Consider the following 25189-nt stretch of genomic DNA (forward strand, 5'->3'; position numbering starts at 1 on the left):
GAAACCTTCCTGTCAGTTCGCTCGGCCGCGCCACCGGTCCACCGGTACGGGGCCGCGCGACACCGACGCGGTTCCACCCCCCCTCCCACCCCCCACCACCCCTGGAGAACCCGTGGTGCGCACACCCGACGACACAGCAGGACCCTCCGGCACCTCCCGTCGCACGGTCATCGCCCTGATGGGCGCCCTGGCCGCGACCCCGCTGCTCGCCTCCCCGGGCGAGGCGGCGACCCGGCCGCTCGCCGCGGTCGGCCTCGACGACCCGGCGAAGAAGGAGATCGCCATGAAGCTCGTGTCGAGCGCGGAGAACTCCTCGCTCGACTGGAAGGCGCAGTACCAGTACATCGAGGACATCGGCGACGGCCGCGGCTACACCGCCGGCATCATCGGCTTCTGTTCCGGCACCGGCGACATGCTCGACCTGGTGCAGCTCTACACCGACCGCAAGCCCGGCAACGTCCTCGCGGGCTACCTGCCCGCGCTGCGCCGGGTCGACGGCACCGACTCGCATGCCGGCCTCGACCCGAACTTCCCGCGCGACTGGCGCAGGGCCGCCCAGGACACGGCGTTCCAGCAGGCGCAGAACGACGAGCGCGACCGCGTCTACTTCAACCCGGCCGTCCGCCAGGGCAAGACCGACGGGCTGCGCGCCCTCGGCCAGTTCGCCTACTACGACGCGATCGTCATGCACGGCGACGGCGACGACCCGACCAGCTTCCGCAACATCCGCAAGCGGGCGCTGCGCAGCGCCAAGCCGCCGGCGCAGGGCGGCAACGAGACGACGTACCTCAACGCCTTCCTCGACGCCCGGGTGTGGGCGATGAAGCAGGAGGAGGCGCACAGCGACACCAGCCGCGTCGACACGGCGCAGCGGGTCTTCCTGCGCAACGGCAACCTCGACCTGAACCCGCCGCTGGACTGGAAGGTCTACGGCGACAGCTACCACATCGGCTGACCGGCCGACGTGGGAAGGCGGGGCCGCCGGGGACACCTCACCCGGCGGCCCCGCCGCACGTCACGGGGCGCACGCGCCCCGGTGCTCAGGGCCGCAGCGGCAGCGACGCGCAGTTCGAGCCGGCCCGCTCACCCTCGAGGCGGTCGGTGAGCCAGGAGAGGGCGGCGCCCTGGTCCGTGAGCAGGGGCGTGACGTGGTTGATGATCGACCGGCCCAGGTCCGGCAGCACCACCGGCTTGTACGTCACGTCGACGCCCTTGGCGCACCAGGCCACGGCGAGGTCGCGGGCCTGCCGGTGCGGGACCAGGTCGTCGGCGGTGCCGGTGGCCACCCGTACGGGCGAGGCCGGCTTCAGGGCGCCGATGCGCTGGTCGGCGAGGAACGCCTTCAGCCTCGGCTCGGCGGCGATGATCTCGCTCAGGGACCGCCCGTCGGTGGTCCAGGCGGTGCTGCGCGCGGAGTTGTAGGCGAGCAGGGCGTCGCCCACGCACAGGGTGGACAGGTCCCTCAGTGCCGCCTTGCCGGTGGCGTTGAGGTGGGACTCGGCGATGGGCCTGAGCTCTGGGTCGGACTGCAGGAAGCCGTTGACCGACCAGCCCAGCGCGCCGGCCAGGTCACTGCCGTCGATGGCCTTGGTGACCTCGACCAGGTCGGCCGGGGGAGCGCCGGCGTAGGTGCCGGCGAGGCGCACGTCGGGGGCGTAGGAGGGCTGGAGCTCGGCGGCGGCCGCGGTGGCCCCGCCGCCCTGGCTGTAGCCGTACAGGGCCACGCGGGAGGCGGCGGTGACGGAGCTGCCGGACAGGGCGCGGGCCGCGCGGGCGGCGTCCAGGACGGCGTGCGCCTCGTCGACCCGGTTGACGTAGGTGTGCAGCCGGTCCGTGGTGCCGAGGCCCGCGTAGTCGGTGACCACGACCGCGATGCCGCGCGCGAGGAGCCGGTAGGCGGCCAGGTCCTCGTACCCGACGGACAGGGTCCCCGCGCCGATCACCAGCGGGTGCTCCAGGCCCAGGGAGGCGGCGCACTGGTCGCCCTGGCCCATGGTGCCGGGGGCGAGCACGACGAGCGGGCGCGGGCCGCCGCCGCGCCAGGCGGCGGACGGTTCGACGTAGGCGCCGGTGACGGCGACGGGTGCGCCGTTGGAGTCGGTGGACTTGTACATCAGCCGGGTCGCCGTGCCCGGGAGGGGCCCGTCCAGGCCCGGGAGGCTCAGCGCCAGGTGGAGGGGTTCGCTGCGCACCAGCGCGCCGTCGGCCGCCGGGAGGGTGTCCGGCGGGGTGTAGAAGGCCGGGATGGTGACACCGCGTGAGACGACGGCGCCGTTCTGGCCCGCGGCGGCGGGGAGGGCGGTGGCGCCCAGGCAGGCGGCGGTGGTGACGGCCGCGGCCAGGATGCGGGCAGGGGTGGGCATGGCGGGACCTCCGGAACGTGGGGAGGCCGAGCCCGCGTCTGCGGCTCGGTGACGCAACGACCCGGTGGGGCGGGGTCGTTCGCCGGTCCCCGTGGGGCGGGGCTGGCGACGGCGCGCGGCAGCGGACGTCCCGGCCCGTGCCGCGCACCGTTCTCGGACGGAGTGTCAGGACGGTAACGGGGACGGGGTTACCGGCGGTACTGGTCGGTAGGTTACGGTTCGGTAATGTAACCGGGCGTGAACGCCGCGCCGGGCGCGGCCGTACCCGCGGACGAGGGACCCGGTGCGGTGAGTGGCCCGGCTCACATGGCACTGACCGGACGACACCGACACGATGGTCCCGTCACCGGCAGGCTGAAGGGATCCGCATGTTCCGCAAGGTGCTGGTCGCCAACCGAGGCGAGATCGCGATCCGGGCGTTCCGCGCCGGCTACGAGCTGGGAGCGCGCACCGTCGCGGTCTTCCCCCACGAGGACCGCAACTCGCTGCACCGGCTCAAGGCCGACGAGGCCTACGAGATCGGCGAGCCCGGCCACCCGGTGCGCGCCTACCTCTCCGTCGAGGAGATCGTCGCCGCGGCACGCCGCGCGGGCGCGGACGCCGTCTACCCGGGCTACGGGTTCCTCTCCGAGAACCCCGAACTGGCCCGCGCCTGCGCCGGGGCGGGCATCACCTTCGTCGGCCCCGACGCCGACACGCTGGAACTGACCGGCAACAAGGCCCGCGCCGTGGCCGCCGCCCGCGCGGCCGGCGTGCCCGTGCTCGGCTCCTCGCAGCCCTCCACCGACGTCGACGCACTCGTGCGCGCCGCGGACGACGTCGGCTTCCCCGTCTTCGTCAAGGCGGTCGCGGGCGGCGGCGGGCGCGGCATGCGCCGCGTCGACCGGCCCGAGCAGCTGCGCGAGTCCATCGAGGCCGCGGCCCGCGAGGCGGCCTCCGCCTTCGGCGACCCCACCGTCTTCCTGGAGAAGGCCGTCGTCGAACCCCGTCACATCGAGGTGCAGATCCTCGCCGACGGCGAGGGGAACGTCATCCACCTCTACGAACGCGACTGCTCCCTCCAGCGCCGCCACCAGAAGGTCATCGAGCTGGCGCCCGCGCCCAACCTCGACCCGGAGCTGCGCGACCGGATCTGCGCCGACGCCGTCCGCTTCGCCCGCGAGATCGGCTACCGCAACGCCGGCACCGTGGAGTTCCTGCTCGACCGCGACGGCAACCACGTCTTCATCGAGATGAACCCCCGCATCCAGGTCGAGCACACGGTCACCGAGGAGGTCACCGACGTCGACCTGGTCCAGGCCCAGCTGCGCATCGCCGCCGGGGAGACCCTCGCCGACCTCGGCCTGTCCCAGGACACCGTCACCCTGCGCGGCGCGGCCCTGCAGTGCCGCATCACCACCGAGGACCCCGCCAACGGCTTCCGCCCCGACACCGGCCGCATCAGCGCCTACCGCTCCCCGGGCGGCTCGGGCATCCGCCTCGACGGCGGAACCACCCACGCCGGTACGGAGATCAGCGCCCACTTCGACTCGATGCTGGTCAAACTGACCTGCCGGGGCCGCGACTTCCAGGCCGCGATCGGCCGCGCCCGGCGTGCCGTGGCCGAGTTCCGCATCCGCGGCGTCGCCACCAACATCCCGTTCCTCCAGGCGGTCCTGGACGACCCCGACTTCCGGGCCGGGCGGGTCACGACCTCCTTCATCGAGCAGCGCCCGCACCTGCTCACCGCCCGCTCCTCGGCCGACCGCGGCACCAAGCTGCTCACCTACCTGGCCGACGTCACCGTCAACAAGCCGCACGGCGAACGCCCCGACCTGCTCGACCCCCTGGTCAAGCTGCCCCCGCTGCCCGAGGGCGAGCCGCCCGCCGGGTCCCGGCAGCGCCTGGTCGACCTCGGGCCCGAGGGCTTCGCCCGCGGGCTGCGCGAGTCGCCCACCATCGGCGTCACCGACACCACCTTCCGCGACGCCCACCAGTCGCTGCTCGCCACCCGCGTGCGCACCAAGGACCTCCTCGCGGTGGCCCCCGTCGTCGCCCGTACGCTGCCCGGACTGCTGTCCCTGGAGTGCTGGGGCGGCGCGACCTACGACGTGGCCCTGCGGTTCCTCGCCGAGGACCCCTGGGAGCGCCTGGCCGCCCTGCGCGAGGCCGTGCCCAACCTCTGCCTCCAGATGCTGCTGCGCGGCCGCAACACCGTCGGCTACACCCCGTACCCGACCGAGGTGACCGACGCCTTCGTGCAGGAGGCCGCCGCCACCGGCATCGACATCTTCCGCATCTTCGACGCCCTCAACGACGTCGACCAGATGCGCCCCGCCATCGACGCCGTCCGCGCCACCGGAACCGCCGTCGCCGAGGTCGCCCTGTGCTACACGGCCGACCTGTCCGACCCGGGGGAGCGGCTCTACACCCTCGACTACTACCTGCGCCTCGCCGAGCGGATCGTCGAGGCCGGCGCCCACGTGCTGGCCGTCAAGGACATGGCGGGCCTGCTGCGCGCACCGGCCGCCGCGACCCTGGTCTCCGCGCTGCGCCGCGAGTTCGACCTGCCGGTGCACCTGCACACCCACGACACCGCCGGCGGGCAGCTCGCCACCTACCTGGCCGCGATCGGGGCCGGCGCCGACGCCGTGGACGGAGCCGTCGCCTCCATGGCCGGCACCACCTCCCAGCCGTCGCTGTCGGCGATCGTCGCCGCCACCGACCACTCGGCCCGCCCCACCGGCCTGGACCTGCGCGCGGTCGGCGACCTCGAACCGTACTGGGAGAGTGTCCGCAAGGTCTACGCCCCCTTCGAGGCGGGCCTGGCCTCGCCCACCGGGCGCGTCTACCACCACGAGATCCCCGGCGGCCAGCTGTCCAACCTGCGCACCCAGGCGGTCGCGCTCGGCCTCGGGGACCGCTTCGAGGACATCGAGACCATGTACGCCGCCGCCGACCGCATCCTCGGCCGGCTGGTGAAGGTCACCCCGTCCTCGAAGGTCGTCGGCGACCTGGCCCTGCACCTGGTGGGCGCGGGCGTCACCCCGGAGGACTTCGAGGCGACCCCCGAGCGGTTCGACATCCCCGACTCGGTCATCGGCTTCCTGCGCGGCGAACTCGGCACCCCGCCCGGCGGCTGGCCCGAGCCGTTCCGCACCCGCGCGCTGAGGGGCCGCCCCGCGGCCAAGCCCGTCCAGGAGCTCGGCCCCGAGGACCGCGAGGGCCTGGAGAAGGACCGCAGGGCCACCCTCAACCGGCTGCTGTTCCCTGGCCCGACGCGGGAGTTCGAGACCCACCGCCACACCTACGGCGACACCGGCGTGCTCGACAGCAAGGCCTTCTTCTACGGCCTGCGCCCCGCCAAGGAGTACGCCGTCGACCTGGAGCCCGGCGTGCGCCTGCTGATCGGGCTGCAGGCCGTCGGCGAGGCCGACGAGCGCGGCATGCGCACCGTGATGGCCACGCTCAACGGCCAGTTGCGGCCCATCCAGGTCCGCGACCGGGCCGCCGCCTCCGACGTGCCCGCCACCGAGAAGGCCGACCGCGCCAACCCCGGCCACGTGGCCGCGCCGTTCGCCGGCGTGGTGACCCTCTCGGTCGCCGAGGGCGACGAGGTGGAGGCCGGCGCCACCGTCGCCACCATCGAGGCGATGAAGATGGAGGCCGCCATCACCGCCCCGAGGGCGGGCCGGGTCGGCCGCCTGGCCATCACCCGCATCCAGCAGGTGGAGGGCGGCGACCTGCTCGTCGAACTGGCCTGATCCGGACCGGCCGTTCGGCGGCCGGACAGGCGAAGGGGGCGCGGGCCGAAGCCCGCGCCCCCACCCGGTCGGGGACCGGGACCTACGGGAAGGACGTCACCTTCGACGGCACGGTGTCCGTGCCCGAGGTGGGTGCGCCCGTGTCGTTGATCACGTGCGCGTACTGGCCCTTGCCGCCGAGCGAGATCACCAGCAGGTCGTGCATCTTGATGCCGGACTTCACCGGCACCTGGAAGCCGTGGTGCTGGACGATCGACGGATCGCTCGTGTAGTTGCAGTAGCTGCCGAGCCCCCACGCCTCGTGGGTGTTCACGGTGTCGGCCACCTTGTAGGCGGCGTAGCCGACGATGCCGTCGTGGGTGATGGCGGCGGCGTTGGGCGCGTCGTACGCCTTCTCGTTCTGGAAGAAGATCGTCCGGCCGCGCTCACCGGCCCAGTACACGTCGTACTTGTTGAAGTGCTCGACGAACAGGCCGGTCGCAAGCACGTCGTCGCCGTTGACCCGCAGGCCGTAGTCGGCCCGGTTGGTGTCCCAGCCGACGCCGTCGCCGTGGTCCGCGCGCCACAGCCAGGTGTGGTCGATGATCACGTCGTCGCTGTTGACCACGACCGAGTTGGTGGCCTTGCCGGCGCCCGCGCCGCCGACGCGCACGAACACGTCCTGCATGGTGGTCGGGTTGGCCGCGTGGTCGGCGCTCGCGTCGGCCGGGCCGATCCGCAGCAGCGTGTCGGAGTTGACCGTGCCGGCGTCGATCAGGAAGCCGGCCAGGCGCACCCCGTCCACGTCCGCCACGTGCATCGCGTCCACGCCGCCGTCCGGCACCAGCGTGGCCAGGCCGAGGCCCAGGACCACGGTGTTGGCGCGGGTGACCTCGATGGCCCGGTCCAGGTGGTACACGCCGGGCGTGAACAGCAGGTTCAGGCCCTGGGCGAGCGCCGCGTTGATGGTGCTCGCCGTCGCGCCGGGCTTGACGACGTAGAACTGGCTGAGCGGCAGCGACGTGCCGCCGCTGTTGGCCGGCCAGGACACACCGCGCGCGTTGGTGCGCTTGGCGGGCACGAACACCTTGTACTCGCTGCCGTCCAGGTACAGGAACGGCTTCTCGCGGGAGACCGGGGTGGTGTCCAGCGTGGTGTACGGGCCGCTGTCGAAGTTCGTCGCCGGGGCGCCCTGGACACCGGTGAACGTCATGTTCCACACGCCGTTGGTCCAGCCGCCGACCGAGCTGTCGCGGGTGTACCACTGCTGCTGCGAGTACGGTCCGACGGTGCCGTCGACCTTCGAGTCAGCGATGTAGCCGCCGGAGGCCCAGCCGTAGCCGTTCGGGGCGAGGTTGAGACCGCCCTGGACGTGGATGCGGCGGAACGGCGCGGCCTGCGCGACCGCCCAGCGGTCGGTGCCGTTCACGGGCCGCAGGGCCAGGTTCTCCGCCGAACGCCAGAAGTTCTGGGTGGCGTTGCCGTTGAACCAGCCCGCGTCGACGGTGACGTCACCGTTGATCTGCGTGTCGTCCGGGTTCAGGCCGAGGCCCGAGATGGAGGTGTAGAACCCGAGCTGGGCGTTGATCCCGTTGTACGTGCCCGGCTTCAGCAGGAACTGGTAGCGGCCGCTGCCGAACTGGGCCGTCTCCTGCTGGGCGAAGACCTGGTCGAACTTCTGCTGGAGGTTGGGGGTCGAGGGGTCGACCACGATGACGTTGGGGCCGAGGTCGCCGCCGCCCTGGATCGGGCCGCCGCCGTTGCCCGAGGAGCCGGTGTGCACGCCGACCTCCCACAGGGAGTAGCCGTACCCGGTGCCCCGCGCGGTGCCGTTGATCCGCACGTACCGGCCCGAGCCGCTGACGTCGTAGGACGCCTGGCCGCCGGTCGCGCCCGTGACGCTCTTGAGGGTGGTCCAGCTCTGGCCGTCGCCGGACGTCTGGATCTGGAAGTCCTTGGCGTACGCGGCCTCCCAGTTCAGGTCCACCTTGCACAGGTCCTGCACCGAGCCCAGGTCCACCTGCACCCACTGCGGGTCGGTGGGCAGGCTGGACCAGCGGGTCGCGGTGTTGCCGTCGAAGGCGGCGGAGGCGGGGGTGCCGGCGTTCTCCGTCGAGGACGCCGAAGCGGGCTTGCCTTGGGCCGCGTTGGCGGTGCCGCAGGTCGTCGTGGAGCCACCGCCCGAGGAGCCGTAGACCTGGAACTCCCAGAGGGAGTAGCCGTACTGCGTGGCGCGGTGCACGCCCAGCATGCGGACGTAGCGGCCCTGCCCGGAGACGGTCACGGAGTCGGTGCCGCCGTCGCCGCCCGTGACGGACTTCAGGTCGGACCAGTTCTGGCCGTCGGCCGAGATCTGGAGGATGTAGTCCTTGCCGTAGGCAGCCTCCCAGTTGAGGTCGATCCGGCTGACCGAGGCGCTCGCGCCCAGGTCGACCTGGAGCCACTGGTTGTCGGTCGCGGCCGACGACCAGCGGGTGGTGGTCGAGCCGTCCACGGCGTAGCCGGCGGGCGTGCCGGCGTTCTCGGTGGAGGACGCCGTGGCGGTGCGGCCCTGCGACAGCAGGGCGTCGGCGGCCACCGCGGAGGGGTGGGTGGTCGGAAGGGAGATCAGCGCTGCGGTGGCGGCGAGCGCGACACCCAGCGATCTCTTTCTCAGTCTCATACGGTGTCCCTGCGGATGCGACGGAAGGGCGAGACGAACGGGACGGACGTGGTCGACGAACGGGATCGGCGAACGGGATCGCCGAACAAAACCGCACGCGAGTGACTAGCCGGATCGGGCGGCCCCACGGCTTAGTTCACGGCTTGATTTAACTGATGACCCCAGTGTCACGGCAAGACGTCGGCAGCAGGAATCTTTGAAACGTTGACCACGGGTGCCGCGCGGTGACGGCACCCGTGTTCAAGACGTGGAGGTTTCGCGCCCACCGCGTGGACCACGCGCGGGCGTCGGCGGCCCGGCCCCCGCTCAGGTCTGCGTCAGCGGCGCGTACACCGACGCGTCCAGACCGAACGTCCAGGCCACGCCCTCCCGGGCGGTCCGGGTCGTGGGCGGCACCCGCAGCCAGTACGTGCGCCGCGAACCGTCTGGCTCCGGCGTGGAGTTGAGCACCTCCACCATCACGACCGGCTCGTCCCCGACCAGGTCGATCCGCCACAGCGTGCCGGTCTCGTCCGTGTGCAGCGGGCGGGCCCCGGAGTCGGCCAGGTAGCGCTCGTAGCCGTAGAACTCCAGCATCACCCGGCGCAGTTCGGCGTTCTCCTCGTCCCGGATGCGCTGCGGGGTCAGCGTCCGCAGCTCCTCGAGGAACGCCGCCGGGACCGGCATGCCCCGCCACGCGTACAGCGCGAAGCCGTCCGGGTAGGCCAGCGCCGGGCCGTCGCCGCGGTCGAGCCGTCCTGCCTCGTCCCGGTGCAAGGCGACCGGGCGCTCGCACACGACGGCCACCTCGCGATACGGCCACCACCAGCCCGCGGCGCGGCACACCTCGGCCAGCCCGTCGAGCGGACCCTCCCGGGTGGCGAACGCCGCCAGCCACGGCGCGTCGTGCTGCCCCAGGACCGCGTCCAGCAGCACGAGCCGGGTCTCCGCCCCGTCGCCCAACTCCTCGAGCACGCCCGCGCGGATCCGGTCGACCAGCGCCTGCGTGAAGTCCCACAGCCGGCCACCGGTCGCCGACCAGTGCGCCGCCCAGCCCTGCGGACCCAACGCGGCGTGGAGCCGCGCCCGTTCCCGCGCCCACGGAGCGCTGCGCACCGCCTCCCGCACACTCGGGCCCGGGTCCCGAAGCGCCCGCACCAGCGTCACCGCCTCGCGCGGCGACGCCGCCCACACCACCCGCTCCGGCTCCGCCAGGCCGGCCCGCCGGTACGCCAGCCGGACCCCGGCCTCGGCCCGCGCCCGATCCGCCGGCGCCGTCGAGGCGGCCCACGCACGCCAGTCGGCGACCGCGTCCAGGTCCACCGCCGGGCCGCCCACCGCCGTGCCGCCCACCGCCACCGTCCGCGATGCCTCCGGCACATCGTCACCCGCCGTCCCCGCCACCGTCTCCGTCTCCTTCTCCGTCCCCGCCACGGTCTCCGCTCCCGTCTCCGTCACCGTCCGCGCACCCCTCGTCGCCGCCACCGTCTGTCCGCCGTCCGCCGACACCCGCGTCACCGTCCGCCGCTCCCGCCTCAGTCCGCCACGATCCGCACCGACCCCGGCACGTACTCCCGCTGCCGGACCACCCGGTACCAGCCCTTCGGCAGGGCGATCACCGCGTGCTCCTCGTGCACCACCCGGCCGCCCTTGGGCAGGTGCAGCAGCATCGGCCCGAACGGCCCCGGCTCCCGCACCAGTTCGCCCGGACCGACCACCGCGTGGGCGTGGCCGGTCACCTCGCCCAGCGCCAGCACCAGCCGCCCCCGTCCGTCCCTCGGCTCCCGCGGCGCGCCCGTGACGTGGGACGGAACCGCCCCGTCGGCCACGGGCACGAGCAGGACGTCTCCCTGCCGGTACATGCGTGCTCCCCTCCGGCGGCGCCCCGTGCGCCGCCCCTCACGACCGCGACAGTAGGGGCCCCCACTGACAACGCCCCGAACCCCGACCCGGCCCGTGCGGTGTCAGTGCCTGTTGGTAGAACTGCGACCACACAGACCGCGTCCGTCCATCCCCGGGAGCAGCCGCATGACCATCGGTGACCACCTGCACGCCTTCCACGGGCTGCCCGCGTTCACCTTCCCCGACCCCGAGGCGAAGGCGGAACTCCCCGCCCCGGACTCGGTCGCCTGGCGCGTCACCAGCGACGTGTACGACGCGGACGAGGAGTGGGAGAGCGCCTTCGCCCGCTTCCTCGACGCGGTCGACACCACCGCGGTCCGCGCGCTGGTCGTCGGCGCCTGGCAGGAGGCGTACGACACCGACCCCTCCGGCGTCGTCGAGGCACTGGTCGCGGCCCGGGACCGGCTGCCCGCCCTGCGGGCCCTGTTCGTCGGCGACATGGTGGGGGAGGAGTGCGAGATCTCCTGGATCCACCAGACCGACGTCACCCCGCTCCTCGCCGCCTTCCCCGCGCTGGAGGAGCTCGGCGTGCGCGGCGGCACGGAACTGCGCTTCCCGGCGGTCCGGCACGAGGCGCTGCGCCGGCTCACCGTGCAGACCGGCGGCCTGCCCGCCGAGGTGGTGCGGGGCATCGGCGCCAGCGACCTGCCCGCCCTGGAACACCTCGACCTGTGGCTCGGCACCCCGGACTACGGCGGCGACAGCGAGGCGTCCGACCTGGAGCCGATCCTGTCCGGCGCCCGCCTGCCGCGCCTGCGCCACCTGGCCCTGCGCAACAGCGAGATGCAGGACGCCGTCGCCGCCGCCGTGGCCTCCGCGCCCGTGGTCGCCCGGCTGGAGACGCTGGACCTGTCCATGGGCGTCCTGACCGACGAGGGCGCCGCCGCGCTGCTCGGCGGCCAGCCCCTCACCCACCTCAAGGCGCTCGACCTGCACCACCACTACATCGGCGAACCCCTGCAGGAGCGGCTGCGCCAGACCCTCGAACCGGCCGGCGTCCTCCTGGACCTCGACCGCGGCGACGCCGACGAGGACGAGGACGGCGACGGCACGGTCTGGCGCTACGTCGCCGTGGGCGAGTGACCTCCGGCGGGCCGGCCGCAGCGCGCTTCGCGGTGGTGGGCAACCCCGGCAACCGCCGGGTCGACCTCTTCGCCGACGCGGTGCGCGCGGCCGGCCTGCCCGGTCCCCGCGTCGTCCCCTGGGCGGACGTCCTGCGCGACGGCGGCGCCGACTTCGCGCCCGGGGAGATCGTCCGCCTCGACTCGCCCGGGGAGGACGCCGACGTCGACCGGCTGCTGCGCGGCACGGACGACCCGACCCGCGTCGAGGGCTCGGCCCGCTGGTACGCCACGTTCACGTCCGCCCTGCGCGGACTGCGCGGCGGCCGGCGCCTGGACGACCCGGACGACCTGGCGGTGCTCTTCGACAAGCGCCGCTGCCACGCCGTCCTGGCCGCCGCCGGGGTGCCCGTCCCCGCCTCGCCCACCTCCGGGCCCGGCGCCCCGCCGGTGCGCGGCTGGGACGACGTACGGGCGCTGATGCGCGAGCACCGCATGCCGCGGCTGTTCGTGAAGCTCGCCCACGGGTCGTCCGCGTCCGGGGTGCTCGCCGTGGAGTCGGCGGGCGGCGGCCGCATCCGGGCCACCACCTCCGTCGAACTCGCCCCGGACGGACGCCTTTATAACTCCCTGCGGATCCGCCGCTACACCGACGAGCGGCAGATCGCGGCCGTCGTGGACGCGCTGGCCCCGGACGGACTCCACCTGGAGCGCTGGCTGCCCAAGGCGTCCCAGCGGGGCCGCGCCGCGGACCTGCGGGTCGTCGTGGTCGACGGCCGGGCCACGCACGCCGTGGTGCGCACCAGCACCTCACCGCTGACCAATCTCCACCTCGGCGGGCGCCGCGGGGACCTGGACGAGGCCCGCGCCGCCGTGGAGTCGGCGGGCGCCCGCTGGACGGACGTCCTCACCGTGTGCGAGCGGGCCGCGGCCTGTTTCCTGCGCACGCTGTGCGTCGGCGTCGACCTCCTCCCGGCCATCGGCTGGCGCCGCGCGGCCGTCGGCGAGGTCAACGCGTTCGGTGACCTCCTGCCCCGCCTCACCGGCCTCCCTGGCAGCGGCGCCGAGGGCCGGGACACGTACGCGGCCCAGGTCACCGCGGCACTGCGCCGGCACGGGCCCACGCGCGCACCCGGCGCGCACGACCCCCAACGCCCCGACGACCCGAACGATCCGCGGGACGCCAACGAACCGAACGTCCCGCACGGCACGCACCACCCGCTCCACCCGCACGACACCAGAACGGGATCCGCTCATGCGATCGCCTGACCCGACGCCCCCGCACCACCCGCCGAGCGTCCCGCCCCCGCACCCGCACCCGGACATGAACCGGATCGTCGGCAGCCACGACCTGCTGCTCGTCACCCTCGACACCCTCCGCCACGACGTCGCCGAAGAACTGGCCGCCGCAGGCCGCCTGCCGAACCTCGCCCGCCACCTGCCCGGCGGCCGCTGGGAGGAGCGGCACGCCCCGGGCAGCTTCACCTACGCCTCCCACCAGGCGATCTTCGCCGGGTTCCTGCCCACCCCCGCGTCCCCCGGCCCGCACCCGCGGCTGTTCGCGGCCCGCTTCGCCGGCAGCGAGACCACGGCGGACGGCACCTACGTGTACGACACCCCCGACCTGGTGAGCGGTCTCGCGGCGGCCGGCTACCACACGGTCTGCGTCGGGGGAGTGGGCTTCTTCAACCGGCAGGGCCCGCTCGGCTCGGTGCTGCCCGGCCTGTTCCAGGAGGCCCACTGGGAACCGGAGTTCGGCGTCGCCTCGCCCACCTCCTTCGAGGCCCAGGTCGCCTGCGCCGAGCGCGTCGTGCGCCGACTGCCCGCCGACCGGCGCCTGTTCCTCTTCGTGAACGTCTCGGCGCTCCACCAGCCCAACTGGTTCCACCTGCCCGGCGCCACCCGCGAGGCCGGCGACACCCGCGCCTCGCACGCCGCCGCGCTGGAGTACGTCGACCGGCACATCGGCCGCCTGTTCGCCGCGGCGAGCAGCAGGCGCCGCTGCTTCGCCGTCGTCTGCTCCGACCACGGCACCGCCTACGGCGACGACGGCTACACCGGCCACCGCATCGGCCACCCGTCGGTCTGGACCGTGCCCTACGCCCACTTCTTCCTCGACGGGGAGGCGACCACCCCATGACCGCGACGGCGACCGGGACCCCGGCGACGGCCACCACGGCGTCCCCGTACCAGAGTTACGTCTACGCCTACCCGCACAAGACCGCGTACCGCCCGCTGCCCGACCGCCCGGCGCTGCGCACCCTGTGGGCCGACGAGCCCAAGGACGCGCTCTCGCTGTACCTGCACGTCCCGTTCTGCGAGGTCCGCTGCGGCTTCTGCAACCTGTTCACCCGGATCGGCGCCCCGGACGGCCTGACCACCGCCTACCTGGACGCGCTGGACCGCCAGGCGACCGCCGTCCGCGAGGCCCTGGAGGACGGCGGGCGGGGCCGGGACGGCGCGGGCGGCCGGGGCGGGCTCCGCTTCGCGACGGCCGCGTTCGGCGGGGGCACGCCCACCTTCCTGACCGCCGCCGAGCTGACCCGGCTGTGCGACATCGCCGAGCACCGGATGGGCGCCGACCTGCGGGCCGTGCCGCTGTCCGTGGAGGCCTCGCCCGCGACGGCCACCGCCGACCGCCTCGCGGTCCTGGCCGAGCGCGGCGCCACCCGGCTCAGCCTCGGTGTGCAGAGCTTCGTCGACTCCGAGGCGCGCGCCGCCGTACGCCCCCAGCGCCGGGCGGACGTGGAGGCGGCCCTCGCCCGCGTCCGCGAGGCGCGCATACCGGTGCTGAACATCGACCTCATCTACGGCATCGACGGCCAGACGGACGCCACCTGGCTCCACTCGCTGGACGCGGCCCTGGCCTGGCGACCGGAGGAGCTGTACCTCTACCCGCTGTACGTCCGCCCCCTCACCGGCCTCGACCGCCGCCGCGGCGGCCCCGACCCGGCCTGGGACGCGCAGCGGCTGCGCCTGTACCGCCTCGGCCGCGACCACCTCCTCGCCCACGGCTACACGCAGCAGTCCATGCGCATGTTCCGCCGCGCCGACGCACCGCCCCAGGGCGCGGACGACTACGCCTGCCAGACCGACGGCATGATCGGCCTGGGCTGCGGCGCCCGGTCGTACACGGCCGGGCTGCACTACTCGTTCGACTACGCCGTCGGCATGCACGAGATCCGCGGCATCATCGACGACTACGTGTCCCGCCCGGCCGCCGACTTCGCCCGCGCCGAGCACGGCCGGCGGATGACCCCGGACGAGGCCCGCCGCCGCCACCTGCTGCAGTCCCTGCTGCAGGCCGAGGGCCTGGACACCGACGACTACCGCGCCCGCTTCGGCGCCGGCCCCGCCGACCACTTCGGCCCCGAGCTGGACCGGTTCGCCGCGCGCGGCTGGCTGGCGGACGACGGCCCGGGCTCACCGCGGCTGCGGCTCACCCCCGAGGGGCTGGCCCACTCCGACGCGATCGGCCCGGAGCTGTTCTCCCCGGCGGTACGGGCCGCGATGGCCGCGTACGAGCGGAAGTAGTGCTGTCCCATGGACCTGACGATCCTGTACCGCGGGCCGCTGGCCTCGTGCGACTACGACTGCCCGTACTGCCCGTTCGCCAAGCGGCGCGACAGCACGGCGCAGTTGCGCACGGACCGGGCCTGCCTGGACCGCTTCACCGGCTGGGTGGCCGGGCAGACCGCTGACCGCCTGTCGATCCTGTTCACGCCCTGGGGCGAGGGGCTGGTGCGCTCCTGGTACCGGCGCGCCCTGGTCGACCTGTCCCGGCTGCCGCACGTGCGGCGCGTCGCCATCCAGACCAACCTGAGCTGCCGCACCGACTGGCTCGCGGACGCCGACCCCGACACCGTGGCCCTGTGGTGCACGTACCACCCGGGCCAGACCCCCTACGACCGCTTCGTCGCCAAGTGCCGTGACCTCGCGGACCGGGGCGTCCGCCACAGCGTCGGCATCGTCGGCCTGCCCGAGCACCTCGACGCGGCCCGCCGCCTGCGCGCCGACCTGCCCGCGCACGTCTACCTCTGGGTGAACGCCGCCGAGGGCCACACCTACGACGATGCCGAGGCCGACCGGTGGACCGCCCTCGACCCGCTGTTCCCCTACAGCCGCCACCCGCACGCCAGCGCCGGACTGCCCTGCCGCACCGGCGAGTCGGTCGTCTCCGTCGACGGCGAGGGCACCGTCCGCCGCTGCCACTTCGTGCGCGCCGAGCTCGGCAACCTCTACGACGGCTCGTACCGCACGGCCCTGCGCCCGCGTCCCTGCCCCCTGGCCGTGTGCGACTGCCACATCGGCTACGTCCACCTCGAAACCCTGCCGCTGTACGACGAGTTCGCGGGCGGAGTCCTCGAACGCATCCCCGCGCGCCCGGTCGACGGACCCACGTTTGCCGCGCGCCGCGGGGGTATGCGACTACCATGAGTGAAACGAACAACGACACGAGCAAGCAGTCCGCCACCCGGCAGACGGCGTCCAAGGCCCGCCGCACGGCGGGCAAGGCGACCGCTCCGGCGGCCCAGACGGCGAGGAAGACCGCCGACGCCGCCGGTGACGCGGCGTCAACGGCCAAGGGCGGCGCGGCGCGTGCCGCGGACGCGACGAGCGGTGTCGCCCACTCGGCCGCCGACGCCGTGGCCACGGGCCGCAAGGCCGTCATCACCGCCTCGGGTCACGTCGCGGCGACCGCCAAGACGGCCTGGACGGTGATCGCCCACCGCAAGCTGGTCGCCGCGGGCGTCGGCGCCGGCATCACCGCGCTGAGCGCCGCGTCCTACGCCCTGGGCCGCCGCTCCGGCCACCAGCCGCAGGGGCCGCTCACGCGCCTCACCAACGGCCGGATCTGACGTCCTGGCGACGACAGGCGCGCGGGCCGCACAGCGGCGCCCGCGCCGACCCGGCCCACCGACGCGTCCTTCCCCCACGTGATTCCTTGCTGCGGGGGAGGGGCGCGTCGCTGTGTCGACTGCTGTGCTCCGAGGCCCGGTTGGGGTAGGGCGACTCACGGGCGGCAGGGCAGGGCGACCTCCCACGTGTCGACCGCGTAGTGGACGGTCATCCCGTGGCGGGCGTAGAGCGCGGGCGCCCCGGTGGTGTTCGCGGTGTCCACGCCCAGCCCCACGGTGTCCCGCCCCCGCGCCGCGAACGCGGCGAACGCCTGGCGCAGCAGCAGCCCTCCGAGCCCGCGCCCGCGTGCCTCGCGCAGCACGCCCACGCTGCGGATCCAGCCCATCGCGGCACGGTCGTCACGGGCGATCAGGAAGCCGGCGTCGCCGAGGTCGTCGGTGGTGACGATCCACACGAGCGACCAGTCGAGCCCGTCCGCGTCGACGTCGTGCAGCCAGGAGGACAGTCCGCGCGGCTGGAAGTCGAAGTGGCCGGCGAACGCGGCCTGGTACAGCGCGTGGACGCGCGCCCGGTCGGCCGGCGCGGTGCAGGCCCGGACCCGTACGCCCGTCGGCGGCGGCACCGGACGGTCCCCGGCCGGGTCCAGCGGCCGCCGCAGCACGTGGTACCGCCGTACGACACCCCAGCCGCGCTCTTGGAGCAGGCGGACGTCGAGCGTGGGCCGGACGTTGAGGTGCAGGTGCACCACCGCCCGTCCGGCGCCGTTCTCCCGCGCCCTCTCCCGGGCCCGCGCCTGGAGCGCGTCCAGCACGAGCTCCCCGGCCCGCTGGTGGCCGGGCAGCACGTAGTGGTCCACGTCGATGCGCTCACCCCCGGACTCGTCCCACAACAGCCCGTAGGCCACGAGCCGTTCCCCGTCGAACGCGAGCCACGAGTCCCGCGCCAGGTCGACCTCGGGGTGCTTCAGGTCGGCCTCGACCGTGTGCAGGTCCGTCTCCGGCCGTCCGATCTCCAGCACGTCGACGGCGTTCAGCAGCTCGGTCACCGCGGGGGAGTCGTCGAGCGCGGCGGGGCGCAGGGCGTAGGGGGTGTCTTGTCGATCAGGCCGGGCTCGCGGCGTCTGGCACCGCGCCTCGCCGCGTTGTCGTCGGTCCCCGATGCTCCGCATCGACTCCCTCCTCCGCCTTGCGATGCACGGCACCAGACGCCGCTCCCTGATCCGGCCTGATCGACAAGACACCCCCTAGGACATGCGGCCAGCGTCGGCCGCACGCCCCCCGCCCGCAACGCAATTTCCCCGGACCCCCGCCCGCTCGGCTCCGGAGCGCGGACCGTGCTCAACCGGTCGACGTGCCGAACCACCGCGCCAGGGACTCCCGCAGGCCCTCCTGGTCCTCGCCCAGCCACGCCACGTGGCCGTCCGGACGCAGCAGCACCGCCGGAGTGTCCAACTCCTCGCTGACGTCGGCGACATGGTCCACGCGGTCGGCCCAGCCGTCCACCGACAGGCGGCCCGTCTGGTCGAGGAGCAGGCCGCGTCCGCGGTGCATCTCGGCGTACAGGCGGCCCCGCTTCAGCTGGACGTCCCGCATCCGCCGGCCGAGCAGGTCGGGGCCGTCGCCGAAGTCGTAGCGGATGGTGAGGGCCGAGATCTTCGCGATCAGGTAGCGGTTGACCTCCTCGAAGTCCATCAGCTCGGCCACCAGCCGGCGCACCGCCTGGGGGCCCGGCTCGGTCGACATCAGGTGCAACTGCGCGCGGCTGTGGTCCAGCACCGCGGTGGCCACCGGATGGCGTTCGCCGTGGTAGGTGTCCAGCAGCCCCTCCGGGGCCCATCCGGCCACCTCGGCGGCCAGTTTCCAGCCGAGGTTGAACGCGTCCTGGAGGCCGAGGTTGAGGCCCTGCCCGCCGGTCGGCGGGTGGACGTGGGCCGCGTCGCCGGCCAGCAGCACCCGCCCCGCGCGGTAGCGCTCGGCCTGCCGGGTGGCGTCGCCGAAGCGGGACAGCCAGCGCGGGGAGTGCACCCCGAAGTCCGTGCCGGCGACCGCGATCAATTGCTGCTGGAACTCCTCCAGCGTCGGCGGGACCGTACGGTCCTCCGCCACCCCCTCGGCGGGCACCACGACCCGGTAGAAGCCGTCCCCGAGGGGCCCGAAGCCGAACCGCTTCTGGGTCTTGCGCACCTCGGTCATCACGCTGGTGAGCGTCTCCTGGTCCACCCCCACCTGCATCTCGCCCAGCAGTGTCTCGACCCGGCTGGGCTCCCCGGGGAAGCCCACCCCGAGCAGCTTGCGGACCGTGCTGCGACCCCCGTCGCAGCCGACCAGGTACCGCGCCCGCAGCCGCGTGCCGTCCGACAGCTCGGCGGTGACGCCCTCGTCGTCCTGCTCCAGCCCGACCAGCGCGCAGCCGCGCCGGATCTCCGCGCCCAGCTCGACGGCGTGCTCGGCCAGCAGGCGGTCGGTGACGGGCTGCGGGATCCCGAGGACGTACCCGTGCGCGGTGTCCAGCCGGTCCGGCCAGGGCTTGTCGATGCCCGCGACGAACCCGCCGACCCGGTACTGCTTGCCGTGGGCGAGGAACCGGTCGAGCAGCCCGCGCTGGTCCATCACCTCGATGCTGCGCACGTGCAGACCCAGCGCGCGGACCACCGGCGTCGGCTCCGCCTCCTTGTCGAGCACCAGCACCCGCACCCCGTGCAGGCGCAGCTCCGCGGCCAGCATCAGCCCGGTCGGTCCGGCACCGGCCACCATCACATCGATCATCACAAACCCCGCCATGTCCGCAGTTCCCGGTTCAGGCCGGTGATTCTGCGGCATGACGGGGCTCTTGCCGCAAGCCCCCCTGTGCGCTATAGCTTGAGAGTGGCAAGGAGTCCGTGAACTCCTTGCCTTTGTCATTTCCGCCGCGTCGTTCTCCGGATCGTTCTCCGGATCACTCCGCCGGGCGCAGTTGCTCGGGGAGCGTCTCGTCCAGGCGCCGCCGGTCCTGCTCGTCCCAGGTCCGCGTATCGCGCGGCTCGGTGTACGGCTCCGCGTCGGGCGGGAACCCCCCGGCGACGGCGCGCTGGCGGGCGGTCTCCGCGTCGAACTCCAGGCCCAGCAGGATCGCCAGGTTGCTGATCCACAGCCACACCAGGAAGACGATGACGCCGGCCATCGTGCCGTAGGTCTTGTTGTACGAGGCGAAGTTGGCGACGTAGAAGGCGAACCCGGCGGAGGCGATCAGCCAGACCAGGAGCGCCAGGAAGCTGCCCGGAGTGATCCACTTGAAGCCCTTGACCTTGGCGTTGGGGCTCGCCCAGTAGAGGATCGCGATCATGGCGGTGACCAGGACGACCAGCACCGGCCACTTGGCGATCGACCACACGGTCAGCGCCGTGTCGCCGATGCCGAGCGCGGTGCCGGCCTGGCGGGCGATGCCACCGGTGAACACCACGATCAGCGCGCTGACGACCGCCAGCACCATCAGGACCACCGTCAGGGCCACCCGGATCGGCAGGATCTTCCACACCGGCCGTCCCTCGGGCATGTCGTAGACGGCGTTCGCGCAGCGGATGAACGCGGCGACGTAGCCGGACGCCGACCACACGGCCAGCACCAGGCCGACGATGGCCATCACGGAGCCGGTGCCCGCGTTGCCCTGCAACTGTTCCACGGCTCGGGTGACGATGTCCCGCGCCGAACCCGGGGTCAGCTGGCGGAGGTTGTCCAGCACCTTGTCGGTGGCCGACTTGCCCGTGATGCCGAGCACCGACACGAGCACCAGCAGCGCCGGGAACAGCGACAGTACGCCGTAGTAGGTCAACGAGGCGGCCCGGTCGGTCAGTTCGTCGTCCTTGAACTCCTTGAAAGTGCCCTTGAGGACCCGGCCCCAGGAGTGGCGGGGCAGGGCGGTGGGGCTGTCCGGCGCGGCCTCCTCGACCTCCTCGTCGGGCCCGTAGCGGTCGTCGTCGGTCGCGCCGTCGCGCTTCTCGCCCGCGGCGTCGTGGCGTTGTTCGTCGTCGTTCCTGGAGTGCAGCGGGGACTCCCGTTCCGCGGCAGCTCGGGGCCCGGCCGTGCGGTCGGGCGTCTCGTCCGTGTCTCTGTGTCCAAGCCTGGGGAAGCGAGCCATGCCCTGCGGGTATCCCGCGTCCGACGGTCCACTCCCCACCGGCCGCGCACGGGACGTCCGTTGTGCTCAGCGGTCGCGGGAACGGCCCAGGACGTCCCTGACGTGGACGCGGACCGTCTCCCGGGCGCCGGTGGGGAGCGCGGCGAGGTCGGAGCGCTCCAGCGCGTCCAGGACCGGGTCCACGCCGGTGCCGCAGGGCGCGGTCGCGCGGAGCACGTCGTAGCCGTCGCGGACGGCGACGCGCAGGATCCGCTCGCCGCCCTCGGCGTGCACCGCGCTCGCCACCACCAGCGGCGGCGGACCGCCCGCCTCGCCGGGCGCCTTGTGGTAGCCGCTGGTGAGGGGCACCCGCCAGCGGATGCTCAGCAGGAGCTGACGTTTCTCCACCACCTCGGCCAGGTCGGTCTCGTACACGCCCGCCTGCTCCAGCACGGTGGCCCGGGCGTCCAGGACGAGGGCCGCGGGCAGCAGGCAGCGCAGGGTGCTGCCCACGATGTTCCCGCCGACGGTCGCCGTCCGGCGCACGGCACCCGTGCCCACGGTGGCCGCCGCGGCGCGCAGCACCTCGGGCACCCGGTCGTCGACCTGGTGCAGCCGTACGGCCGAGCCCAGCACGTCGGGTCCTATCGCCGTGGCCTCCGGCAGGTGCCGCAGGGACACGGCCTGTTCGGGGAAGCCGTCGCGCTGGAAGGCGGCCCACACGAGGGTGGCCCCGCCGATCGGGACGGCTCCCTCGGCGACGCACTCCCGCGCTTCGGACAGGGACGTGGGCAGACGCAACAACACAGCGGCAGACCTGCCTTCCCGACGGGCCCACGGCGGCGCGGCGCGCCCCCGCGACCTCGTGATCAGTGGTGACCGGCATTGTCCCCGGCGGGCCCGGGGCGCATCCAGGGTTCACACTCCGGCGCCGTGCGCCCCCCGGGGGATGCGCGGCCCGCGTGGGACCCATCGCCCGCCCCGTCCGGACGCGCCGCTGCCCGCCCCGCCGCTCCACGCGCGCGTGAGAGCCCCGGACCTCACCCCGCCCACCCCCTGGGTATCGTGACCGCGACCCCCTTCCACCGGTGCCCGCCCGTGCCCCTCCGGGCGCGTGAGGAGTGACGTGAGCCAGGCAGACGTCGTCGTCGCCCCCCGTCCGTTGTCGCTGGACGACGGCAGCCCCGCCGCCCGGGCGTGGACCCTCGACCCCGGGATGCTGCACCTGAACCACGGCTCCTTCGGCGCCGTCCCCCGGGTGGCGCAGGAGCGCCAGAACGAGCTGCGGGCCGAGATGGAGCGCGCGCCGGTCGCCTGGTTCCCGGCGCTGCCCGGCCGGATCGCCGCCACGCGGTCCCGGGTCGCCGACTTCCTGCGCACCGACGCCGGGGACCTGGCCCTGGTGCCCAACGCCAGCGCCGGGGCGAGCGTCGTCCACGCCGCCCTGGCCGCCCGCCCCGGCGGCGACGTGGTGGTCACCGACCACGGCTACGGGGCCGTCACGATGGGCGCGGAGCGACTGGCCCGGCGCTGGGGCGGCCGGGTGCGCACGGCGCGCGTGCCCCTGGACGCCGACGCCCGGCAGGCGTCCGGGGCGGTGCTGGCGGAGGTGGACGAGCGGGTCGCGCTCGTCGTGGTCGACCAGATCACCTCGGCGACCGCCCGCCGCCTGCCGGTGGGGGCGGTGGGTGCGGAGCTGGCCGGGCTCGGTGTGCCGTTCCTGGTCGACGGTGCCCACGCGCCCGGGCTGCTGGCCGCACCCCTGGACGGACTGGTCTGCGACGCCTGGGTGGGCAACCTGCACAAGTGGGGCTGCGCCCCGCGTGGCACGGCGGCCCTGGTCGCGCGCGGCCCCCTGCGCGAGGAGCTGCACCCGCTGATCGACTCGTGGGGCGCGGCCGAGCCCTACCCGGACCGCTTCGACCACCAGGGCACCTTGGACGCCACCGGCTGCCTCGCCGCACCCACGGCCCTGGACTTCGTGGAGCGGACCTGGAGTTGGGACGCCGCCCGGCGCTACCTGGACGAACTGGCCGAGTACGGCGCGCGGGTGGTCGCGGAGGCCTTCACGGGACCGGGAGCCGGCGCGGTCGACGTCGGGATGCCCGTGCCGGGCATGCGGCTGGTCCGGCTCCCGGAGGGGCTGGCCGCCACCCGCGTCGAGGCGGACGCGCTGCGCGACCGGGCGACCGCCGAGCTGGGTGCGGAGGCCGCGTTCACCAGTTTCGCGGGCGTCGGGTACCTGCGCCTGTCCGCCCACGTGTACAACACCCCCGAGGACTACGAGCGGTTCGCCGAGCGGTGCGTACCGGTGGTCCGGCGCTGGGCGCGCGAGGCGCCGACCGGGCTGTAACCCCTCGTAACACCCAAGTGCGGCACGGCCCTTGACGGGGGAGCCGGCCAGTGGTGATCCTGCGTCAGCAACGTTGCGCTGGTCATGACAAGCATGGGGGGTCGACCGCGCCACCCCGCCGACCGAGGGACGTGCACCGTGACAGACGCCCGACGCCCGCACACCGTGGTCCTCGCCCTGCTGCTCCTCGTCCTCGCCGTCACCTTCGGCCCGGCACCGGCCACCGCCGCCGGGGCCGACGACGCCTGGTGGCTGCCCACCGCACGCCCCGCCCCCGACTCGCAGATCGGCGTCACCGGCGAGCCGTTCCGGGGCACGACGCCGGACGGCCGGGTACGGGGGTTCGTCGACGCGCACGACCACCTGTTCTCCAACGAGGCGTTCGGCGGGCGGCTGATCTGCGGCAAGGTGTTCTCCGAGGCCGGTGTCGCCGACGCCCTGAAGGACTGCCCCGAGCACTACCCCGACGGCACCCTCGCGGTCTTCGATTACATCACCCACGGCGGCGACGGCCGCCACGACCCGGTCGGCTGGCCGACGTTCAAGGACTGGCCCGCCTACGACTCGATGACCCACCAGGCCAACTACTACGCCTGGGTGGAGCGGGCCTGGCGCGGCGGCCAGCGCGTCCTCGTCAACGACCTCGTGACCAACGGCGTGATCTGCTCGGTCTACTTCTTCAAGGACCGCAGCTGCGACGAGATGACCTCGATCCGGCTCCAGGCGAAGCTGACGTACGACCTCCAGGCCTACGTCGACCGGATGTACGGCGGCACCGGCAAGGGCTGGTTCCGCGTCGTCACCGACAGCGCGCAGGCCCGGCAGGTGATCGAACAGGGCAAACTCGCCGTGGTCCTGGGCGTGGAGACGTCCGAACCGTTCGGCTGCAAGCAGGTGCTGGACCTCCCGCAGTGCAGCAGGGCGGACATCGACAAGGGCCTGGACGAGCTGTACGCGCTGGGCGTGCGCAGCATGTTCCTGTGCCACAAGTTCGACAACGCGCTGTGCGGCGTCCGCTTCGACGAGGGTGGCCTCGGGACCGCCATCAACGTCGGCCAGTTCCTGTCGACCGGCACCTTCTGGAAGACGGAGAAGTGCACCGGACCGCAACACGACAACCCCATCGGCACCCAGCCGTCCGCCGCGGAGGCCGACCTGCCGGCGGGCACCTCGGTCCCGCGCTACGACAGTGACGCGCAGTGCAACACCCGCGGGCTGACCGCCCTCGGCGAGTACGCCGTGCGCGGCATGATGCAGCGCAAGATGATGCTGGAAATAGACCACATGAGCGTCAAGGCCGTCGGCCGGGCTCTCGACATCTTCGAGTCCGCGCGCTACCCCGGCGTGCTCTCCTCGCACAGCTGGATGGACATGGACTGGACCGAGCGGGTGTACCGCCTCGGCGGCTTCGTCGCCCAGTACATGCACGGCTCGGAGGGCTTCGTCGCCGAGGCCGCCCGCACCAAGGCGCTGCGCGACCGGTACGGCGTCGGCTACGGCTACGGCACCGACTTCAACGGCGTCGGCTCCCATCCCGCCCCGCGCGGCGCCGACGCCCCGCACAAGGTGACGTACCCCTTCCGCAGCGTCGACGGGGGCTCGGTCGTCGACCGGCAGGTCACCGGCGAGCGCACCTGGGACGTCAACACCGACGGCGGCGCCCACGCCGGCCTCATCCCCGACTGGATCGAGGACATCCGCCAGGTCGGCGGCCAGGACGTGGTCGGCGACCTCTTCCGCGGCGCCGAGTCCTACCTCGGCACCTGGGGCGCGACGGAGCACCACCAGGCGGCGGTGAACCTCGCCGACGGCGCGACGGCGACCGCGAGCTCGACGGAGTGGAACCCGTTCACCAGCTACGCGCCCGGCCGGGCCGTGGACGGCAACCGGGACACCCGCTGGGCCGCCGACTGGAGCGACGACCAGTGGCTGACCGCCGACCTCGGCGCCACCCACCGGGTGGGCCGGGTCACCCTCGACTGGGAACGGGCGTACGCCAGGTCGTACCGCATCGAACTGTCCACCGACGGCACCACTTGGCGGACCGCCTGGTCCACCACCACCGGCGACGGCGGCCTGGACACGGCCACCTTCACCGGCACCCCGGCACGCTGGGTACGCGTCCACGGGGTGCAGCGCGGCACGAACTGGGGCTACTCGCTGTACGAGATGACCGTCCACAGCGACTGACCGCG

The 25189-nt window shown here is 73.9% G+C and carries 18 protein-coding genes; 10 read left to right on the top strand and 8 right to left on the bottom strand.

All coding sequences use genetic code 11. The annotated features are described in order from the left end of the window. Positions 1-178: 178 nt before the first annotated feature. Positions 179-955, top strand: a complete 777-nt coding sequence (locus AQJ30_RS03020; protein WP_079083839.1) for a chitosanase — start codon at positions 179-181, stop codon at positions 953-955. A gap of 85 nt (positions 956-1040) precedes the next feature. On the opposite strand, the gene AQJ30_RS03025 is transcribed toward AQJ30_RS03020, so the two are convergent. Beyond that, entirely contained in the window at positions 1041-2363 is a 1323-nt protein-coding gene (locus tag AQJ30_RS03025; RefSeq protein WP_067228252.1) for a lipase family protein, read from the bottom strand. A gap of 368 nt (positions 2364-2731) precedes the next feature. Here AQJ30_RS03025 and AQJ30_RS03030 point away from each other — a divergent pair, with 368 nt between their 5' ends. After that, a complete protein-coding gene (locus AQJ30_RS03030; protein WP_067228253.1) occupies positions 2732-6106 on the top strand; it encodes a pyruvate carboxylase in 3375 nt (1124 codons plus the stop codon). Between the two features lie 82 nt (positions 6107-6188). Here AQJ30_RS03030 and AQJ30_RS03035 read toward each other — a convergent pair whose 3' ends face one another. From AQJ30_RS03035 to AQJ30_RS03045, 3 genes are all read right to left on the bottom strand, one after another. Continuing rightward, a complete protein-coding gene (locus AQJ30_RS03035; protein ID WP_067228939.1) occupies positions 6189-8741 on the bottom strand; it encodes a discoidin domain-containing protein in 2553 nt (850 codons plus the stop codon). Positions 8742-9053: 312 nt separating this feature from the next. After that, the gene (locus AQJ30_RS03040) at positions 9054-10064 is read right to left on the bottom strand and encodes a DUF6745 domain-containing protein (RefSeq protein ID WP_425424125.1); all 1011 of its coding nucleotides are present in this window, start codon (positions 10062-10064) and stop codon (positions 9054-9056) included. A gap of 197 nt (positions 10065-10261) precedes the next feature. Further along, entirely contained in the window at positions 10262-10588 is a 327-nt protein-coding gene (locus AQJ30_RS03045) for a hypothetical protein (RefSeq protein WP_067228255.1), read from the bottom strand. Positions 10589-10754: 166 nt separating this feature from the next. Here AQJ30_RS03045 and AQJ30_RS03050 point away from each other — a divergent pair, with 166 nt between their 5' ends. From AQJ30_RS03050 to AQJ30_RS03075, 6 genes are read left to right on the top strand one after another with little or no spacing between them, the layout of a single operon-like run. After that, positions 10755-11711: an STM4015 family protein gene (locus AQJ30_RS03050; RefSeq protein ID WP_067228257.1), complete on the top strand. Its 957-nt coding sequence runs from the start codon at positions 10755-10757 to the stop codon at positions 11709-11711. Beyond that, entirely contained in the window at positions 11708-12958 is a 1251-nt protein-coding gene (locus AQJ30_RS03055; RefSeq protein WP_079083745.1) for an STM4014 family protein, read from the top strand. The genes AQJ30_RS03050 and AQJ30_RS03055 overlap by 4 nt, the downstream gene beginning before the upstream one ends. A 55-nt stretch (positions 12959-13013) precedes the next feature. Next, positions 13014-13829, top strand: a complete 816-nt coding sequence (locus AQJ30_RS03060; RefSeq protein WP_067228258.1) for an STM4013/SEN3800 family hydrolase — start codon at positions 13014-13016, stop codon at positions 13827-13829. Further along, positions 13826-15223 carry an STM4012 family radical SAM protein gene (locus tag AQJ30_RS03065; protein ID WP_067228260.1) on the top strand — a complete coding sequence of 466 codons (1398 nt, stop codon included), beginning with the start codon at positions 13826-13828 and terminating at the stop codon, positions 15221-15223. The genes AQJ30_RS03060 and AQJ30_RS03065 overlap by 4 nt, the downstream gene beginning before the upstream one ends. A 9-nt stretch (positions 15224-15232) precedes the next feature. Then, entirely contained in the window at positions 15233-16126 is an 894-nt protein-coding gene (locus AQJ30_RS03070) for an STM4011 family radical SAM protein (RefSeq protein WP_067228261.1), read from the top strand. Then, a complete protein-coding gene (locus AQJ30_RS03075) occupies positions 16123-16548 on the top strand; it encodes a hypothetical protein (RefSeq protein WP_067228263.1) in 426 nt (141 codons plus the stop codon). The genes AQJ30_RS03070 and AQJ30_RS03075 overlap by 4 nt, the downstream gene beginning before the upstream one ends. Before the next feature lie 155 nt (positions 16549-16703). Here the strand turns inward: AQJ30_RS03075 and AQJ30_RS03080 are convergent, their stop codons facing one another. The 4 genes from AQJ30_RS03080 to AQJ30_RS03095 all read right to left on the bottom strand — a co-directional run bounded on the left by AQJ30_RS03080 (position 16704) and on the right by AQJ30_RS03095 (position 21448). After that, positions 16704-17717, bottom strand: a complete 1014-nt coding sequence (locus AQJ30_RS03080; RefSeq protein ID WP_079083746.1) for a GNAT family N-acetyltransferase — start codon at positions 17715-17717, stop codon at positions 16704-16706. A gap of 169 nt (positions 17718-17886) precedes the next feature. Beyond that, on the bottom strand, positions 17887-19314 hold the full coding sequence (gene rox / locus AQJ30_RS03085) for a rifampin monooxygenase (RefSeq protein ID WP_067228265.1): 1428 nt from the start codon (positions 19312-19314) through the stop codon (positions 17887-17889). 169 nt (positions 19315-19483) lie between these two features. Beyond that, positions 19484-20662: a YihY/virulence factor BrkB family protein gene (locus tag AQJ30_RS03090; RefSeq protein ID WP_079083749.1), complete on the bottom strand. Its 1179-nt coding sequence runs from the start codon at positions 20660-20662 to the stop codon at positions 19484-19486. A 66-nt stretch (positions 20663-20728) separates the two neighbouring features. Then, positions 20729-21448, bottom strand: a complete 720-nt coding sequence (locus AQJ30_RS03095; protein ID WP_067228266.1) for an FAD binding domain-containing protein — start codon at positions 21446-21448, stop codon at positions 20729-20731. A 319-nt stretch (positions 21449-21767) separates the two neighbouring features. Here AQJ30_RS03095 and AQJ30_RS03100 point away from each other — a divergent pair, with 319 nt between their 5' ends. Together AQJ30_RS03100 and AQJ30_RS03105 are read left to right on the top strand one after the other, a co-directional pair. Then, positions 21768-22994 (top strand): aminotransferase class V-fold PLP-dependent enzyme, encoded by a 1227-nt coding sequence (locus AQJ30_RS03100; protein ID WP_067228268.1) that lies wholly within the window; start codon positions 21768-21770, stop codon positions 22992-22994. 138 nt (positions 22995-23132) lie between these two features. Beyond that, positions 23133-25184: a discoidin domain-containing protein gene (locus AQJ30_RS03105; RefSeq protein ID WP_067228270.1), complete on the top strand. Its 2052-nt coding sequence runs from the start codon at positions 23133-23135 to the stop codon at positions 25182-25184. Positions 25185-25189 lie beyond the last annotated feature (5 nt).

This window comes from Streptomyces longwoodensis, from assembly GCF_001514125.1.
Classification (GTDB): Bacteria; Actinomycetota; Actinomycetes; order Streptomycetales; family Streptomycetaceae; genus Streptomyces; species Streptomyces longwoodensis.